The following is an 18,189-nucleotide window of genomic DNA, read 5'->3' on the forward strand; positions in this document are numbered from 1 at the left end:
TGACAACGAAATATTGTTTTTATTCGTTATCAGCTCTTTTACATATCAATTTACAACTTCACGCCACGGTATTCTTTCTGTTCGGTATGTCCCGGCCTGCCTATTATTATATGGCTGCGGATGTAATCATTATTGTCATTATCCGGCTTCGGCACGTTCTCCGCTTTCGGCACCGCCTGACTGCCGCCCTGTTCCTGCCCGTGTTCAGGTATTTCCTCATGTTTCGGAGCCAGCTCTAACTGTATCTTGCGGTCGAGGGCGGCAAGGTCGGACTTCAGTTGTTTCAACTCGTCTTCTTTCTTCCATGTCTTGCCCGCTATCACCTGCAACTGAGGTATCTCGCGCTCCAACGCTTCGTTCTTTTCCTCGTATTGCTTGATGATGGCGGGGATGCGCTCCAACGCATTGAGGAAGTTCACGGCGGCGGCATGGGTGTCCGCCATCGCCAGATGGCCGTTGTTGTAGCTGTACTTGTAGTTCCCCTCGACAAAGAAACGGTTGTCGGTGAACTCCAACCCATCGCTGAGTGCCCGTTCGCTGACGACCTTGACGGGAAAGCCATAGAGTTCGCCGATGCGTTGGGGGACTCCACCCGTCGTGGCGTTCTTGGCTATCTCCTGCAACCGCTTGCCGATGGCCTTCTCGTCGGTGGTGTCCACCCCGTCAATCCGTATCAGGTTGAGCCGGTTGCCGTCCGTTCCGGTCTGTGCTGCGGCGGTGAACTTCTCCCAATCCTCCGTCATGGCGGCAATGACCGCCCGGTTGTTCTTGAGCGTCGAGGTCTTGCTCTCCAGTTTCAGTTCCGAGTCGCGCTTGCCCCTATGGAACGACTTGCGTTCGCCCTCTAATGAGGCTATCTTCTTTTCGAGCTTTGCCTTGTCCAACAGGTCCGTGTTGCCGGAGAGTATCGCCATGTATTCCGAGAAATTCATGCCCGACTTCTCGTCCATCGCCCCCTCGTCGATGGTTCGTGCGCCCATCGCGCCGCTTTTCAGCTGCGAGATGAACGTCTGCTTGCAGTGCAGCAGGTTGAACTTGTAGCTGTCCAGCGACTTCTCCACGGCGTAGATAATCACATCCACCTTGTTATCCGCATAGAGCTTGGCAATCTCGTTGCCTTTCCGTACTGCCCGTCCGTCACGCTGGGCGAGGTCGGACGGGCGCCACGGCGTGTCGAGGTGATGGATGGCAACAGCCCTCCTTTGGGCGTTCACACCCGTGCCGAGCATACTCGTCGAACCGAACAACACACGCACATGCCCCTCGTTCATCGCCTCTATCACCGCCTTCCGTGCCTTCTCGTTCTTGCACTCCTGAATGAAGCGGATTTCATGGGCGGGGATGCCGTAGTCCTCCACCAGTTTGCGCTTGATTTCGGTGTACACGCTCCAGCCACCTCCGGGCTGATACGTGCCCAAATCCGAAAAGACGAACTGCGTGCCTTTTTGCGCGTCGTACTTGCGGTAATACTCCGCTATCATCTTGGCGCAATGGCTCGCCTTGTTGTCGGGGTGGTCCTCGTAGTTCGGGTCAATCATGCGCATGTCCAATGCCATTTTCCGTGCATAGTCCGTGGCGATGAGCATCTTCGCCTTTTCCTCCGTTTCCGAGAGCGGCGGTCTGCCCAATATCGTCGCGTCGCCCGACTTGGCGAACTGCATCAGCTTTTCGATAAACACCTCTTGGTCCGGGGTGGGCGGTATGTGGTGCAGTATCTCGTTCTTCTTCGGACGGTCCACGCCAATGTCCTCCGCCGTGCGGTAGTCGGTTATCTCGTTGTAGAACGCCGCCAGCTCCGGCACCTTGATGAAGTAGCGGAAGCGTTCCTTCTGCACGATGTTGTTCGTCACGTTGAACTCGAAGTCCGTCGTCTTCTTGGCGAATATCGCCGCCCATGCGTCGAAGCAGCGGATGTCCTGTTTCTCCAGCGCCTTCGGGCGCAGGTATTTGAACAGCAGGTATAACTCCGTAAGGCTGTTGGAAATGGTAGTCCCAGACAAAAACGTCGCCCCCAAATCCCTGCCCGTCCGTTCCTGTATGGTGCGGATGGCGAACAGCAGGTTCAGTGCCTTCTGGCTTCCCTCGGAGTTGCCCAGCCCCGCCACACGGTCATGGCGCGTGTTGAACGTCAGGTTCTTGAACTGGTGGCTCTCATCGACAAAGAGGTGGTCGATGCCCATCTGCTTGAAGTCCACCACATCGTCCGTGCGTGACTGGATGGCGTGTTCCACCTTTTCGAGCTTCGCCTGAAGGTTGATTTTTCTTTTCTCCAGCCCCCTCAGCATGGCACGTGACACATCCTTACCCTGATTGCGTAGCACTTCGAGGTTTTCCTCCACCGAGTCCAGCTCTTCCTGCAAGATGCGCTGCTGCAACTCCGGCGACTGCGGTATCTTCCCGAACTGGTCGTGCGACATGATGACACAATCCCAGTCGTTGTTCTTGATGTCGTTGAAGAAACGCACCCGGTTGGCAGCGGCGAAGTCCTTCTCCGACGCATAGAGGATGCGGGCGTTGGGATATGCCCTGCGGTATGTTTCGGCAATCTCGCGCACGTTGGCTTTCAGACCGATAATCATCGGCTTGTGAACCAGTCCCAGACGCTTCATCTCATAGGATGCGACACACATTATCAGCGTCTTGCCGCCGCCCACTTCCTGGTCGGCGATACCCCCACCATTCATTTTCAGCATCCATACGCAATCCTTCTGGCTTACGTACAGGTCCTTGATACCGAGACCTTTCAGGTCCAAGTCCGGGAACTTCTGGTGCGAGCCGTCGTACTTCGGGCGCACGAAGCAGTTGAACTTGTTGTTGTACATGTCCGTCAGCCGCTTCTTGAACTCCGGAGACTGTTCCTCCAGCCATTCAGTAAAGCCGTTACGGATTTCGTCAATCTTCGCATTGGCGAGCTGTATGCCCTCGCTGTCGCGCACCTTGATGTCATTGCCGTGCTCGTCCTTGCCGATGCTTTTCATCATGTCCGGGCAGGTGTTGTGCAGGGCGTGTTTCAGCAGGTTCATGCCGTCGTAGTGGCGGTAATAGCCTTTCACCAGAAACTCGTCCGTGATTTTCATCGTCTTGTGGCTGCACGCCACCGCATACTCGTCGATGTTTTCCGAATAGGTTATCCGCACCTCCGTGTCGAACAGGCGGCTCATGTAGGCGGAATACACCCCGGTAGGTATCCACCGTTCCCCGAAGTTGAAGTCCAAGTCCTCGAAGGGGATTTGTTCGGGTACTGCATCGCGTAACGCTGACAAAGCCTCCTGCGCCTGCGGCAGCATCCCATGCCCTTCATTTTCCTTTATCCAGTCTTCCACGTCGGCGGTCTTCTGCACCACGTTCCCGGCGATGAAGCGGTCGGCTATCTCGTAACCGTCCGCCAGCGGGTTGTAGAACACCCGTCCCTTCAACGCTTCCAAGATGTCCGCTTGCGGCAGGTCGCAGAGTGATTCCATGTAGGGCAGGTTCACGCCGCCGTACAGGTTCAGCGAGGCGGACAGGGCTTCTTCGGGCGACTCCACTTTGGCAAGCGTTTCCTGCGAAAAGGAAACGGGATGGTCGAAGATGTCCGCCTTGACGAACTTCCCGTCCTCACCGCGCTCCAGCGAGAGCATGTTGCGCCCCGAAGCGTCCATCAGGATGAGCTTGGCGTTGTGCTTGGCGTTCAGGTTGCCGTAGCGCATGACAAACTCGTCATAGTAGGTGTTCAGGTTGCGGCGCAGCAGGGCGTTCTCCTCGTGGTTTTCCGCTTCGTGGGCGTAGAGCCGTTCATAGGTGTTGCGCAGGTCGATGTACAGTTGTGCCTTCTGCGCCTGCATCCCCTCCATGTCGAGCGGCTGGAAGGTCGCCCCGTACTTGGTGACATCCTTCAGCACCCCGATTTGGAAGCGGACGCCGCCGGTATATTCCCATACCAACGAGCCTTCTTTTAGGTGCGCTTCCATGATGCCCTTGAACGGACGGGGCATCATCGCTTCCTCCTTCCTGCGCTGCCGCTCTTCCGGTGTCAGGGCTGCTTCCTCCTCGCGCATCTCCCTTTCCACACGCTCAATCCGTCTTCTTCCCTCTGCCTCAAAGCCGTTCTCTACCGGATAGAACGGACGTATGGACTGCGGTCGGGCTGTATCCGCTTGCTTGGCGGCGTTGGCATCCATCTTTTCCTTTCCCATCCGGCGCAGTTCGGCACGCCTTTCGGGTGTGAGTGACATCATCGTTTCATAGAAGCCGTTGATGGGCGGGTTGGTTTCCCAGTCCAGACTGCGGTAAACGGCATCCTCCGGGTCACCGTCTTCGGGTGGAGCGGTAGCACCTTCGGTCTTTCCGTGCATGGGTACTGGCTCTTCGTGCCGTCTTTTCGGTATTCCGTTCGCCCCTTGACGGATGATTTCCTCCATCTCCCGTACCTCTTCGGGGCTGATGGCAGGAGCCGTTTCCGCACTTCTGCCTCTTGCCGCTTCATTTTCTTTTTCCGCCGTTACCCCCTGCCCGTCAGCAGGCATCGGGAACAATGACGGTTGCACCGGCTTCCGGCGTTTGGACTTGGCTCCTTTCTTCCTCTCCGGTTTCAGTCCCCGTTCCGCCAATCTGCGCTCTTCCTGCGTGTAGCCGAACAGGTCATACAAGTCCATTACAGGAGCTTCGTGCTGTTTCGTTTCCACGACCTGCGGTGCGGATTTTACCGCTTCTGCATTTGGCTGTACCGTTTTTTCTTCTATTTCCACCTTCGGCTGTTGTACTTCCTGAACTTGCGGCTGGACGGAAATCGTCTGTGTTTCACGCTTTTCAGCCTTGACGCCATTGTAGCGTTCCAAGTCCAGCCGTGCCGACAGGTCCGCCGACAATATCCGGTACAAGTCCGTGGCGATGCCCTCCACGCCGCCGCTGTGCGTATATACCATAGCCGGCTTGCCGTATGGGTCGGTATCCCTTTTCGCGTCGGTGTGGATGATGTATTCCGGGTGGTCAAAAAAATACCCGTTGGTGGAAATTCCCGTATGGTTGTTCTTTACGACATCGCCCAACCTCTTGTCCTCTTCGGAAAGCTCTTCCTTGCCCTCGTTCTTTTGCAGGATAATCAGGTCGCACCCCACCTCCGTGTTGGCATCTTCCGTGAACAGGTTGTTCGGCAGGCGGATGGCGGACACCAGATCCGCCTTTCTCATCATCATGTAGCGTGTGCCGCCGTTGCCCTCCGTATCCAGCACGCCCTGCGAGGTGATGAATGCCACGATACCGCCGTCACGCACCGTGTCCAGTCCTTTCAGAAAGAAATAGGTATGCACCTTCCTTGCCGCTATCTTTTTGAATACCGAGCCATTGGTGTATTCCGGGTCGAACACCGCTATATCCCCGAAAGGGATGTTGGAGATGGCAAGGTCAAAATGGTTCAGAAACGGCTTTTCTATCTTCTCGAAGCCTTCCGTGCGTATCTTCTGTTGCGGGTACAGGTGTCCGAGCATCTTGCCCGTCAGCAGGTCTTTCTCGAAAGCCATGACCTCCGCCTGCGGGTTGTCCGACAGTACCGGGGCGATGAATACCCCCATGCCCGCCGACGGCTCCAGCACGAGCTTCGGGCGCACCTTCTTGTCGTGGAGCACGTCCGCTATGGTGTCCGTGATGGCTTTCGGCGTGTAGAACGCCGTCAGCACCGAGGCCTTCAGCGAGTCCACATACCGCTTGTACTCCGTTTCGTCCCGGCTGTTCTCACGGATGATACGGTGCAGCTCCACCGTCGGGGCGAACAGTTCGAGGTCGGATTTCGCCCAATGCACGGCATCTGCCAGTTCCTTTGCCGGGTTAAGGATGCACTTCAGCCCTCCGAAGCCGCAGTACCGCTCCAGCAGCGCACGTTCCCTTTCCGTCGGGGTGCGCCGTTCCCGGTCAAGCGTGAACGCCGTGCGTACCGCCTCGATGTTGTCCCTCAGTTTCTGTTTTCTATTGAACGCCATAGGACTCCAGATAAAGCATGACGGTTCCTACCAGCTCCGTGTAGAGCAGGTCATGCGCGGGTGACAGGGCGAAGGTGTCATCCGACGTGTCGTAACCGGCAAACAGGTTGTTCAGGTGGGGGTAGAGCCTGCGGCAGAACGGTTCACGCTCCTGTTCCGCCACCTCGTCGGCAAACTCCCTCTCCACGACCTCCGTCAGCAGGGCGTAGGGAGAGAAGTGCAGCTCTTCGAGCAGCACGCGCATGGCTTCCTCGTGGGCGTCCTCCACCGTGCCGCCCGCCAGCCTTTCCTTCTCGAAAGTGGCGGTGGCGGCTTCTTCGCGTCCGGCAATGAAACCGGTATCCGATGCTTTGTCGGGATGGTATTTTCTCAGGTAGTCCAGTAGGTACAGCCCGTAATAGGACAGTTCCGCCGGAACGGTTTTCTTGTTCTGTTTCATCTTTTTATGGATTTAGTGGTGAAAAAATCGGATATTGATATGGATAAAGGAGAAGAAAAAAGGCACCCGGTATCCCTCCGAGTGCCGCCACTAAATCCATGTAAAGAAACAGTATCAACGAATTGAAACAGATTATTACATGAATCAGTGGCAAATTTATACATTTATTTTCTTCCTCCTTTCTTGTTTGCGGATTTTCTTGCAGAATTGGTTTCGGGGAACACGAATTTCGTGTTGAAATCCGCATCGAAGGCGACCGCCGCGCTAAACGGCTTGCCCTGTTTGCTCTTGAAGCCGCCGAGGACCCCCGTCCTCCCTTTTGCCAGCAGGTCGGTCATTTCCGTGTCGGTGAGCGTCCTGCCCGCTATCTGGCGGAACACCGGCAGGGCGCAGTCCGGGTTGTCGCAGCGCACCACTTTGCCATAGAACAGCATCGTGCCCGTGCCGCACTTGGGGCAGGCGCAGCCCGATGCCTTGTGACCAAAGATTTTGTCGCAGGCGAGCAGTTCGGTGGTTATCTTGCGGGTGTAGCCCTCGATGTCGCGCAGGAAAGCCTCGTGCGGCGTCCTGCCTTTTTCTATCTCCGCCAGTTCCGACTCCCAACGCCCGGTCATTTCCACATCGGCGATGTCCATCTCCTTCACGATGGAATACAGGGCAAGCCCTTTCTCCGTCGGCACGAGCGACTTCTTCACGCGCACCATGTATTCGCGTCGGAGCAGGGTCTCGATGATGGCGGCACGGGTGGCGGGCGTGCCGATGCCGCAGTCCTTCAACGCCTGCCGCGCTTCCTCGTCCTCCACGCCCTCGCGTCCGGCGGTCTCCATTGCCGCCAGCAGGGTGCTTTCCGTGTGCAGCGGCTTCGGACGGGTCATGCCCGAACTCATCGTGCAGCCGTTCATCGCCAGCGTGTCGCCCTCCTTCCAGTCGGGCAGTACGGTGTCCTCCCTGTCCTCGCCATAGACCGAACGCCAGCCCGCCTTGCGGACGATGCACCCTTTGGTTTCAAACGCCACGCCTTCGCACTCCGCACGGACGGTGGTCGTGTCCTTGACGCACTCCGGGGAAAATGCCTCAATCATGCGCCCCACAATCATGTCGTAGATGAACTGTTCGTTCTTGTAAAGAGCCAGCGGACGGTTCGGGGTCACCAACAGCGCGTGGTGGTCGGTCACTTTCGAGGCATCCACGCTGCGGCGGTTCAGTTCGCCCATATCTGCAATCTTCTCCGCAAAGGACGAATGACCTGCCAGACGGTCGAACAGCGCAGGCACTTCGTCAAACACGTCCTCCGGGATGTAGCGGCTCGACGTTCTCGGATAGGTGACGAGCTTCGCCTCATAGAGCTTCTGCACGAGGTCGAGCGTCTGTTCCGCCGTGAAGCCGTGCTTCGTGTTCGCTTCCTTCTGGAGCGTGGTCAGATCGTACAGCAGCGGAGGGTTCTCCACCTTTTCCTTCTTTTCGGTTTTTACGACGGTGGCGCACATTTGTGCCTTTACCTTATTATATAATGCGGCGGCTTCCTCCTTGTCTTTCCATTTCTCCACCGAGGCGAACTTTACCACTTCACTTGCGCTTACCGACGGTACGGTAAAATGAAGCTGGTGTACCGGTTCGGGCGTGAAACGCTTGTTCTCCCAGAAACGCTTGCAGACCATCGCCAGCGTGGGTGTCTGCACACGCCCTACGGAATACGTGCCCCGTCCGGCGGCGACGGTCAATGCCTGCGTGCCGTTGATGCCCACCAGCCAGTCGGCTTCGCTCCGGGCTTTGGCGGCTTGGTAGAGGTTGTCGTACTCGTGACCGTCCTTCAGTTCCTTCAGTCCCTTGCGGATGGCGGCATCGGTCAGCGAGCTTATCCACAGTCTTTGAAAGGGCAAGGTACAGCCGGTATAGGCATAGAGGTAACGGAATATCAATTCTCCTTCACGGGCGCAGTCGGTTGCCACGATAATACTGTCGCTCTCGTTCCACAGTTTGGTAATCACCTTAATCTGCTTCACCGCTGCCGCGTCCGCCTTGTAGCCTTTGTCCGTCTTCACCTGACGGGGGACAAGCCCGAACCTTTCGGGGATAACGGGCAGGCTGTCGCGCCGGAAGCCCTTGATACCGTACCCGTCGGGCATGGCAAGCTGTACCAGATGCCCCAATGCCCATGTCACGTGGTAGCCGTTTCCGGTGAAATACCCTTCTTCTTTCTTCATCGCGCCGACAATCCGTGCTATTTCACGGGCGACGCTCGGTTTTTCTGCCAATATGGTAATCATATCTTTTTCTGTCTAATTTGTTGATACTTTTGTTTCTTTTCGGGTGGAAATGAAACGGGGCACGGCCTTGTCCGTGGGATATGCGGTACAGGGCGGTGTATGCTCCCCGTTTCAATCCGTTGATTATTGTCGGATGGATTTAGTGGCGGCAATCAGGACACCTTCACACCTTTGGATTTTCTTGTCTGCCGTTTCTGCTGGGTTTCGTCCTTTGGTGCGGTCTGCCCCTGCTGCAACGGCTCTTTCACGTGCTTGGTCGCCTCGTTGGTCTTGCCCTCGTTGTTCACGGCAAGCTGCGTCCTGCTCTCGTTCGACGGGGCGACGGTCTGTGCGAGGTCGGGGTTCTGCGAGTAGGTCAGCGGACGGCCTTTCTCGAAGCTGAACTTCAGGTACTTCGTGCAGGGCTGCCCTTGGTCGTCCTTTGCGTTGGCGAGTACCACCGTCCTGCCCGCCACGTAGTCGGCGATTTGCTGTTCGTTGAACAGGTCGTCTTTCCATTTGCTTATCGGGCGGATGCTGCCGTCCTCGTTCGTCCACGAACGGTTGCGGGGTTGCCTTTCGCCGTTTTCCTGCGTCTGCCCCTGTGCATCGGGATTGTCCTGCTTCTTGCTTTGACGCTGCGACTGTTGCTGACGTCGTTGCCCCGGCACGAACTCCACATCGCGTTTTTCGGCGCTTACCTGAAGTAATGCCTGAAATTTGCGCCCGTTGGATAATGTCACTTCTTTGGGAAGGGCAAGCCCGGCACGCAGGATGTCCATTTCTTCCTTTGTCAAGCCGGTCTGTCCGATTTGATAGGGGATGCGCACCTTGTCGGCGGGCACGTCCACGATTTCATTCGTCAGGCGGTCGATGCTGATATACGACTGGCGCATTTCCCCGGTTCTCGTATCCGCCACATCCACCACCTTGCCTAAATTGCCCGTGCGCTTCAGGTTCTTCTTGTCCTCGTCCGTAAAGGTGTAGCCGTTGTGGGGGATGTCAAGACGCGGTTCGTGGCGCACGAAGTGGGGAGTGAGTTTCAGTTTGCCGTCCTCCGCTTTCTGGAACGAAAGGCGGGCTTGCAACTCGTAGCTCTCGTAGCCGAAGGTCGGCTTCACCGTCACCAGCCCCGTCTTGCCGTAATTCATCAGGGCTTTCAAATCCTTTTCTGAAAGGCTTTCCCTGTCGATGCCGCACTTGCGCAATTCCGCCCAGTCCACTTGGTCATCCGCTATCAGGTTCGGCTTCTCCTGTTTCTGCGGTTGCTGCTCATCTTGCGCTTCAGCCGTTTGAGGCTGTTGCACTTCCTGTTTCTGTTCTTCTTTTTTCTGTTCCATTTCTTCTGTCTTTTTAAGGGGTTCATTGTCGCTTTCTTGTTTTACATTCTCCGTTTCCGCCTGCTTCCGGTATTCCGAAGTGTCCACCTTGTGCGCCGCGAGCATTTCTGCGTTTGCCGCAGGGTCTTTCAGCAAATCCTTGATGACCGGCAGCACCGCATCCGCCATGTCTGCCGCCACCCGGTAGAAGCCGAAGCGTGTCGGCTCCTTGCACTGGCGGTAGAAGTTCCTGAAGAAGTTGTCCACCATGTCACCGTGGCGGTCGAAGCGCAGGAAGTCCTGCGAGTGTTCCGCCTTTGCCGGAGCCGTCTTCGGATAGCCCTTGCTGTCCAGCCCGGCTACTACGCTGATTTCGCCCGTCTTCTCGTCGCGGACGACCAGCACGTCTTTCTCGTTTTTCTTTTTCTGTTCCATTTCAGTTTAATTTTTACGGTTCGTTTTTTTGTCGTTTGATTTTCTTTTGGTATTGTCCGCCTTATCCTGAGCCCTGTCACGGAGTATTTCCCGCATGTGGGTGCTGATGAACAGTTCCACGTCCGCCCTGCGGTAATAGGTCTTGTGGCGGTGCATCCGGTAGGGCAGCAGCCCGTCGCTGCGGTAGCGTTGCAGGGTACGTTTGCTCACGTGGAGCAGCATGCACACGTCTTGGTTGTCCATCGTGTCCTCTTCCAACAAGGCGGTGCCCTGCGGCTTTTCATTCACGTCACCGCGCATGGCGGAGAGCATCTCCTCCTGACGGTCGAGGCGGCTGAACACCTGCCTCATGCAGTCCTCGAAAGTGCGTCTGTCTAAAAACTCCATAGCCGTTCCTCCTTTCATTTCCAGCCCGCCTTTCCGCCCGTGCGGAGCCGGTAGTTGTGTTTCAGTTCCTCCGGTTTCTCCGGTGAAGTCTTGACCGCATTCTCCCGGATGATGCGTTCCACTTCTTCCGGAGGGTAACGGCAGTCGCCCCGGATGATGACATACCCGATGCGCTTCTCGTCGCGCAGCCGTTGCAGCGTGCGGCGGCTGACACAGAGCAGGCGCATCACTTCGCGGCTGTCCAGAAGGCAGGCGGTATCGTTCCGCTGTCCCTCCATGCCTTGCCTCCTCACATGGGAGGCGATTTCCTCGATGCGCCCTACGATGTCCTTGTAGGCGGCGCTTTCCATCGTGATGATTTCCATTTCTCAATCGCTTTAATCGTTAATGAATCAATTTGTCGGGAGCAAAATTCGGCTATTCCAAAGGGGCGGGCACGGTACTTACCCGTAACTTACGTGAGATTTTTATGGATTTTCCACCTTGCAGGGGCTTCAACGGGCATTTTTATCATGGAAAACCGCCAAACGGACATTCCAAGCCGTCTGTTTCCCTCATGTCCTGATGTGGCACAATAAAAAGAGCCACAAGCTGCCACTGTTTCCTTGCCCGGTCGGTTCCGGCCCACGGCTGTGTAACTTTGCGGCAAACCGATAAAATTTTGAAAGAATGGAAATAGTAATCATTGAGAAGACCGCCTTCGATATGCTCCTTGCCGGAGTGAAGGCATTGGAGGACAGGGTGAGGACGCTTGCCGAAAAGGGCGGCGACCGCCGCCTTGCCGAATGGATGGACACGGAGGACGTGTGCCGTATGCTGAGCATAACCCCGAAGACCTTGCAGGCCATGCGCGACATGCACGGCATTGCATATTCCCAAATCGGACGCAAGTTCTATTACAGGCCGGAGGATGTGGAACGGCTGTTGCCCGTTCCCGAAACGGGACAACCGTCCGTCTGACACTTGAAGTGTGCCACTAAATCCTATGTAAGATGAATGACAATGTATTGACAAAGGACTGCGGCGTACTTGCCGACGCCATGCAGTCCGTCCGGAGAAGCCTGAAAATGGCGGACAGGCTCGCCGACGGATACATCCCACCGATGGGCGGCGAGCGTTACCTCACCGACAGGGACTTGGCGCAAAGGCTGCACGTGAGCCGGCGCACCTTGCAGCAGTACCGCCACGAGGGGATATTGCCCTATTTCCTGTTCGGCGGCAAGACGCTCTACCGCGAGAGCGACATCCAGAAGGTACTGGAACGTAACTACCGCAAGGCATACTGACGCTTGCGGCAAGTAAAAAACATCGGGAGACGGATACCCTCATGCGGGTTGCCGCTCCCGATGTTCATTTCAGACCGTGCCTGTGCCGTTCAGCAGTATGCCCCATGCGGATGATGCAGGAACAAGACCGTAGGCTCTTTCTTGGAACACGCCACCGTCCGGGCGAGCCATTTGCGGAACAGTGCCGCCTGCCCCGTGTCGAACCGGAACGACAGGGCTATGACCGTTTCCATGCCGTAAATCTCCGTATAACCTTTTGCTTCCTGTAGCCGTATGCGCCGGCATGAACCGCCGTCCGCGATGCCGTCCTTTTTCAGTTTCCTTATGGCGGCTTCCACCGACACGCCGCGCACATAGAACAGGCCTGCGATTTCTCCGGTCGTCATCCACACTTCGGCATCGGGCAGGACTACCGTCTTTTCTTCTATTGTTATGATGCCTCTCGTTTCCATGCTTCTTTTCGTTTTCGGGTTCAACTTCTAAATGGCTTGGCAGATGAACTGTTCCATCGGGGCGAGTTTTTGGGAGAGCAGTTCCATGTCCCGGCTCATCTTCTCAGCCGTGATTTTCGCGTATATCTGGGTCGAACGGATGCTTGTATGCCCCATCAGTTTCGACAGCGTTTCAATGGGTACGCCGTTGGAAAGACATATCGTCGTGGCATACGAATGCCTACTTTGGTGCCAGGTCACGTTTTTGTTTATCCCGCATTGTCTGGCTACCTGTTTGATGCCGTATTTACAGATGTTATAGCATGGGACAGGCAGCAGCTTGCCGTCTTTGGAAACGCCTTTGTATTTGTCGATGATGTGCTTCGCCACGTCCAGCAGGCGGATGTTCGTTTCCACTCCCGTTTTCTGGCGGCTCGTCTTTATCCACAGATGCCCGTCGAAGGAAATTTGCAGGTTCTCTTCCGTGAGGTTCGCCATGTCACGCCAGCTCAAACCGGTGAAGCAGCAGAAGATGAAGAGGTCGCGTATCAGTTCATAGTTCTTCCTCTTGAACGTGCAGTTTATCATCTGCGTGATTTCCTCTTTCGTCAGGTAGCCGCGTTTCGTTTCCTCCTTCGTGATGTGGTAGGCATAGAACGGGTCGCGCTGCAACCAGCCGTTGTTGATGGCGGTGAAGATGATGCTCCGGAAAGGCATCATGTACGACCACACGGTGTTGGTGCAATGCCCTTTCTCCACGCGCAGGAACAGCTCGAAGTCCGTGATGAAGGCGGGCGCAAGCTCTTTCAGGGCGATGTCCTCCACCTTGTACCGGGTTTTGATGAACTCCGACAGGTGCTTGTAAACCACGCAGTATTTCCAATAGCTGCGTTGGCTCTTCATCTTGCCCACTAATTTGGCATAGTCCTCGTTGTGCTGCTGGAACACGGCAAGCAGCGTCTTGTGGTTCATGCCCATGCCGAGGTATTCGTTGCGTACCTTCTCCGCCGTGACATAAGTGTCACGGTCGAACACGTCCTGATAGGCCTTGTTCACACCCACGCGGATTTTGTCCAGCATACGGTTGCCTTCCAGAGCCACGTTGCTCCTTCCGGTCAGCCGTCCGGTTTCCACGCTCCACATCTTTTCCTCCACGTCCAGCTTGCAACTGAACTGTGCGATTTTCCCGTTCACCGTGATACGGCACATGACCGGTATCAGCCCGTTCTTCTTCGGCGCGTTGCGCTTGAGGTAAAATAAAATCTTGAATGTCGCTCTACTCATAGTTCATACTTTTTTATGGTTGCAAAATTACCTTGTGTAGAGCTGTTTGCCTGTATGTAAACCGCAGCAGACCAACGCAATCGAATCTGCCGCAAGACTTTTTCATCCCGAACCTTGCCAACTGCCTGTATAATTGCAGTTCTTGCCATGTTTTGCCGGGCTTTTCCATCCTGTTACCCGTTCCGATTTTAAGTAACGAGATGGTAACGTAATTTCGGTTCAAGTTGGCATTTTCACGGTTTCAGTTGGCACCCGTCCAAATCGCCAAAACCCCATAAATCATTAACTTTCAATCATATTTCCGTGATTTGCTCAGTATCTCACTTTTTTGTATTATCTTTGCAGCAAAGAAACAAAACCAAATACATTACGACAATGAAAGATTTCTTAAAGTACTTGCTGGCTACCGTTATCGGTCTGTGTATCGTGGGGGCCATCTTTACCATTATCGGCATTGCAAGCATTGCCGGCATGGTGGCATCATCGGGAACAGAAACCACGGTGAAAGACAATTCGGTATTCGTAATCAACCTCAGTGGAAATGTGGCCGAACGCAGCCAATCGAATCCTATGAACCAGCTCTTAGGTGACAAGTTTACGACCTATGGACTGAACGACATTCTCAATTCCATCCACAAAGCAAAAGAACACGAAAAGATAAAAGGTATCTGCCTCAATGCCGAAGCCTTTGTCTGCCCAAGTGCCTCGCTTCAGGAAATACGTAATGCCCTGCTCGACTTTAAGGAAAGCGGAAAATTTGTTGTGGCATACGGAGGCAACTACAGCCAAAGCACATATTACCTGGCAAGCGTAGCAGACAAAGTGGCTGTAAATCCGCAAGGCAGCCTTGCCTGGCACGGACTGGCTGCACAATCAATGTTCCTGAAAGACTTGCTTGACAAAGTGGGCGTAGAGATGCAAATCTTTCGTGTAGGAACTTACAAATCGGCGGTAGAACCTTACACATCCACCGAAATGAGTCCGGCAAACCGCGAGCAGACACAGGCATTTGTCAACTCTATCTGGGGACAGATGGTGAAAAATGTATCCGAATCGCGCGGCATCCCTGCCGATACACTCAATGCACTTGCCGACCGAAACATGGATTTCCAGCCTGCCGAAGCGTACATCCAGACAGGACTGGCAGACACACTGCTGTACAAGGACGGAATGCTTGCCTATCTGAAGCAACTGACCGAGACTGATGAGGACGACAACCTGAACACCCTTTACGTAGAAGATATGGTGAATGTACAGCGCAACATACCGAAAGACAAGAGTGGAAACATTCTGGCGGTATATTATGCTGCCGGCGAGATAGGTGACGGCGCACTGGCTTCGGACGAAGGTATCAACTCAGAACAGATGATAAACGATCTGCGCCGACTGCGCGAAGACGAAAACGTGAAAGCCGTAGTATTGCGTGTCAATTCACCGGGCGGAAGCGCATACGGTTCGGAACAGATATGGCGTGAGGTGTCCTTGCTGAAAGAAAAGAAACCGGTCATTGTGTCAATGGGCGACTATGCGGCTTCGGGCGGTTATTACATCTCGTGTGCAGCCGACTGGATTGTAGCCCAACCTACTACACTGACCGGCTCTATCGGTATCTTTGGAGTAATACCTAATGCCCAAAAGTTACTGAACGACAAATTGGGCATCCATTTTGATGTAGTGAAATCCAACCGGCTTGCCGACCTGGGCGATATCAGCCGTCCGTTTACCGAAGAAGAAAAAAATCTGGTACAGGGAATGGTGAACAAAGGCTATGAGCTCTTTACCAAACGATGCGCCGACGGACGCAAGATGCCGGTAGAAGACATCAAGAAAATAGCCGAAGGCCGTGTATGGACAGGCGAAATGGCAAAAGACCTGAAGCTGGTAGACGAACTGGGCGGTATTGACCGTGCCATCGCCATTGCAGCCGAGCGTGCAGAGATAACGGAATACACCGTAATGGACTATCCCAAACAAGAGGAATTCTTCCTTAGCCTGCTCAATTCGACAACAGACCACTATCTGTCCGCCGGACTGAAAGAGCAATTGGGCGAATGGTACGAACCGTTCCGTTTTGTGAAGAACCTCAAGAATGCAGACCACATCCAGGCACGCATGCCTTTTATATTGACAATTAATTAGTCATGCCAATCAGGAGTTAAAAGGGAGTTATAGGTAGTTATCGCCCGCTTGGCAGGCTGGGAGTTAGAAACCCATACCTTTTGCACCACTTTCAGAAGCAAGGCTATTGCTTTTAACTCCTGAACGAAGTGATAACTCCTGTGAAACATAACTACGTTTAAGAAGCTGTTTTGAATTTATCGTGCGATGATTTGGGATGAGTTTTTGAGGCATTTTTGCTTCTGTGATGAGGAAGATAGCGGGCTATCTGACGAAGAACAGGAGCGAAAAGGACCCAAAAATCGCCCAAAGCACACACGAAAACGGATACATCAAGCCAAGAAAAACTTTTTGGAGAAATTCAAAACAGCTTCTAACTCCTGATTCACATTAGTCAACTAAAAATATGCATAACAAGCCGAACGACATACAGATATACCGCATCCTGCTGCCCCTAGCTTGGCTATACGGAGTGGGAGTGCGTTTGCGCAACTCCTTATTCAATAGAGGCGTGCTGCATTCGCACACGTTTTCCGTACCGGTTATCTGCATCGGGAACCTCACGGTGGGAGGCACAGGCAAAACCCCACACACTGAATACCTGATACGCTTGTTGCACAGGGAATGGCAAGTAGCAGTATTGAGCCGGGGATACAAACGGAAATCGAAAGGATTTGTGTTAGGGAATCCGGAAACGCCCATTGAGGAGATAGGTGATGAACCTTACCAGATGTTGCACAAGTTTCCGGACATCTACGTAGCGGTAGACCGCGACCGGTGTCATGGTATCCGCCTGCTGACTGATGGGCATACGGCACCCGGTACACGGGTTATCCTCTTGGATGATGCTTTCCAGCATCGGTATGTGAATGCAGGCGTCACCATTCTGCTTATCGATTATCATCGCCTGATTACGCGCGATGCTTTACTCCCTGCCGGGCGTTTGCGCGAACCGGTAAGCGGGAAAGTACGGGCAGACATTCTGATAGTCACCAAGTGTCCGCCCGGTCTGGATACAGATATCCGGAATGCCATACGGAAAGAACTGGCGCCACTCCCCCGACAAGAGTTGTTTTTCACGACCTTGGCATACGGGAAACTCCAGCCTTTGTTTGTAGAGGCACCCGAACGTAACCTTGAAAGCGTCCGGACGGATGAGTACATCTTGCTCCTTACGGGTATCGCTTCGCCTGCCCCTCTCATAAAAAAACTGTCGGAATACAGTCCGCATATCGTTCCGCTTACTTTTCCCGACCATCACGCCTTCGATGCTTCCGATATACAATGCATCAAAGACAGATTCGGGAAATTGCCGGAAAAAAAGCGGTTCATCGTCACGACCGAAAAAGATGCAGCCAGGCTCATCGGACACCCTGATATGGACAAGGACCTGATACCTTATATATATGTGCTGCCTATTACGGTAGAGTTCCTCGATGAAGAAGAAAAAGAAATGTTCAACCAAAACATCATAGAATATGTTAGAGAAAATACAAGAAACAGCAGCCTTTCTGAAGGCTAAAATGCAGACTCATCCTGAAACCGCCATTATCTTGGGAACCGGTTTGGGAAGTTTAGTACATGAGATAACCGATAAATATGAAATAAGTTACAAAGATATCCCCAACTTTCCCCTTTCAACCGTAGAAGGACATAGCGGTAAGCTGATATTCGGCAAGTTGGGCGGGAAAGACATCCTGGCGATGCAAGGGCGTTTCCACTTCTACGAAGGCTATTCGATGCAACAAGTGACCTTCCCGGTGCGGGTGATGCGTGAGTTGGGCATTAAGACGCTTTTTGTGTCGAATGCTGCCGGAGGCATGAATCCTGATTTCGAGATAGGCGACCTGATGATTATCACCGACCACATCAACCTTTTCCCCGAACATCCGTTGCGTGGAAAGAACATCGATTACGGTCCCCGCTTCCCGGACATGAGCGAGGCTTATTCGAAAGAATTAATCGCCAAAGCATTGGAAATCGCCAAGGAAAAAGGCATCAAGGTACAGCAAGGCGTATACGTAGGCACACAAGGCCCGACATTCGAAACGCCGGCAGAATACAAGATGTTTCATATCTTGGGCGGTGATGCGGTAGGTATGTCGACCGTGCCCGAAGTCATCGTGGCAAACCATTGCGGCATTAAGGTATTCGGCGTATCGGTCATCACCGACTTAGGCGTAGAAGGTAAAATCGTGGAAGTATCCCACGAAGAAGTGCAAAAGGCGGCAGATGCCGCCCAGCCGCGCATGACCACTATTATGAGAGAACTGATAAACAGAGCGTAAGC

The 18,189-nt window shown here is 54.1% G+C and carries 14 protein-coding genes; 6 read left to right on the plus strand and 8 right to left on the minus strand.

Annotated elements, in window-relative coordinates; all coding sequences use genetic code 11:
* Positions 1-50: 50 nt before the first annotated feature.
* The 6 genes from B5G04_RS09570 to B5G04_RS09595 form a co-directional block, all read right to left on the minus strand.
* A complete protein-coding gene (locus B5G04_RS09570) occupies positions 51-5,954 on the minus strand; it encodes an N-6 DNA methylase (protein ID WP_087247935.1) in 5,904 nt (1,967 codons plus the stop codon).
* Positions 5,941-6,393, minus strand: a complete 453-nt coding sequence (locus B5G04_RS09575) for a DUF1896 family protein (protein ID WP_087247933.1) — start codon at positions 6,391-6,393, stop codon at positions 5,941-5,943. The genes B5G04_RS09570 and B5G04_RS09575 overlap by 14 nt, the downstream gene beginning before the upstream one ends.
* A gap of 164 nt (positions 6,394-6,557) precedes the next feature.
* Entirely contained in the window at positions 6,558-8,660 is a 2,103-nt protein-coding gene (locus B5G04_RS09580) for a type IA DNA topoisomerase (RefSeq protein WP_087247931.1), read from the minus strand.
* A 152-nt stretch (positions 8,661-8,812) separates the two neighbouring features.
* Positions 8,813-10,393 carry a DUF4099 domain-containing protein gene (locus B5G04_RS09585; RefSeq protein WP_087247929.1) on the minus strand — a complete coding sequence of 527 codons (1,581 nt, stop codon included), beginning with the start codon at positions 10,391-10,393 and terminating at the stop codon, positions 8,813-8,815.
* A 6-nt stretch (positions 10,394-10,399) separates the two neighbouring features.
* Entirely contained in the window at positions 10,400-10,780 is a 381-nt protein-coding gene (locus tag B5G04_RS09590; protein WP_087248047.1) for a helix-turn-helix domain-containing protein, read from the minus strand.
* Between the two features lie 14 nt (positions 10,781-10,794).
* Complete coding sequence (locus B5G04_RS09595; protein WP_087247927.1) at positions 10,795-11,145, minus strand: helix-turn-helix domain-containing protein; 351 nt, start codon at positions 11,143-11,145, stop codon at positions 10,795-10,797.
* A 304-nt stretch (positions 11,146-11,449) separates the two neighbouring features.
* Between B5G04_RS09595 and B5G04_RS09600 the strand changes: the two genes are divergently transcribed.
* Together B5G04_RS09600 and B5G04_RS09605 are read left to right on the plus strand one after the other, a co-directional pair.
* Positions 11,450-11,740 carry a helix-turn-helix domain-containing protein gene (locus B5G04_RS09600; protein ID WP_087396942.1) on the plus strand — a complete coding sequence of 97 codons (291 nt, stop codon included), beginning with the start codon at positions 11,450-11,452 and terminating at the stop codon, positions 11,738-11,740.
* Between the two features lie 32 nt (positions 11,741-11,772).
* On the plus strand, positions 11,773-12,066 hold the full coding sequence (locus B5G04_RS09605; protein WP_087340413.1) for a helix-turn-helix domain-containing protein: 294 nt from the start codon (positions 11,773-11,775) through the stop codon (positions 12,064-12,066).
* Positions 12,067-12,155: 89 nt separating this feature from the next.
* Here the strand turns inward: B5G04_RS09605 and B5G04_RS09610 are convergent, their stop codons facing one another.
* Together B5G04_RS09610 and B5G04_RS09615 are read right to left on the minus strand one after the other, a co-directional pair.
* Positions 12,156-12,518 carry a hypothetical protein gene (locus B5G04_RS09610; protein WP_087247920.1) on the minus strand — a complete coding sequence of 121 codons (363 nt, stop codon included), beginning with the start codon at positions 12,516-12,518 and terminating at the stop codon, positions 12,156-12,158.
* Positions 12,519-12,545: 27 nt separating this feature from the next.
* Complete coding sequence (locus B5G04_RS09615; RefSeq protein WP_087247918.1) at positions 12,546-13,781, minus strand: site-specific integrase; 1,236 nt, start codon at positions 13,779-13,781, stop codon at positions 12,546-12,548.
* 375 nt (positions 13,782-14,156) lie between these two features.
* Here B5G04_RS09615 and sppA point away from each other — a divergent pair, with 375 nt between their 5' ends.
* The 4 genes from sppA (at position 14,157) to B5G04_RS09630 (ending at position 18,187) form a co-directional block, all read left to right on the plus strand.
* Complete coding sequence (gene sppA / locus B5G04_RS09620; RefSeq protein ID WP_087396944.1) at positions 14,157-15,920, plus strand: signal peptide peptidase SppA; 1,764 nt, start codon at positions 14,157-14,159, stop codon at positions 15,918-15,920.
* A 186-nt stretch (positions 15,921-16,106) separates the two neighbouring features.
* Positions 16,107-16,283: a hypothetical protein gene (locus tag B5G04_RS19805; RefSeq protein WP_158098017.1), complete on the plus strand. Its 177-nt coding sequence runs from the start codon at positions 16,107-16,109 to the stop codon at positions 16,281-16,283.
* 22 nt (positions 16,284-16,305) lie between these two features.
* Positions 16,306-17,421: a tetraacyldisaccharide 4'-kinase gene (gene lpxK / locus B5G04_RS09625; protein ID WP_087396946.1), complete on the plus strand. Its 1,116-nt coding sequence runs from the start codon at positions 16,306-16,308 to the stop codon at positions 17,419-17,421.
* Complete coding sequence (locus B5G04_RS09630) at positions 17,378-18,187, plus strand: purine-nucleoside phosphorylase (protein WP_022041274.1); 810 nt, start codon at positions 17,378-17,380, stop codon at positions 18,185-18,187. The genes lpxK and B5G04_RS09630 overlap by 44 nt, the downstream gene beginning before the upstream one ends.
* The last annotated feature ends 2 nt before the right edge of the window (positions 18,188-18,189 follow it).

The sequence above is a fragment of the Bacteroides sp. An51A genome (assembly GCF_002161565.1).
GTDB lineage: Bacteria > Bacteroidota > Bacteroidia > Bacteroidales > Bacteroidaceae > Phocaeicola > Phocaeicola intestinalis.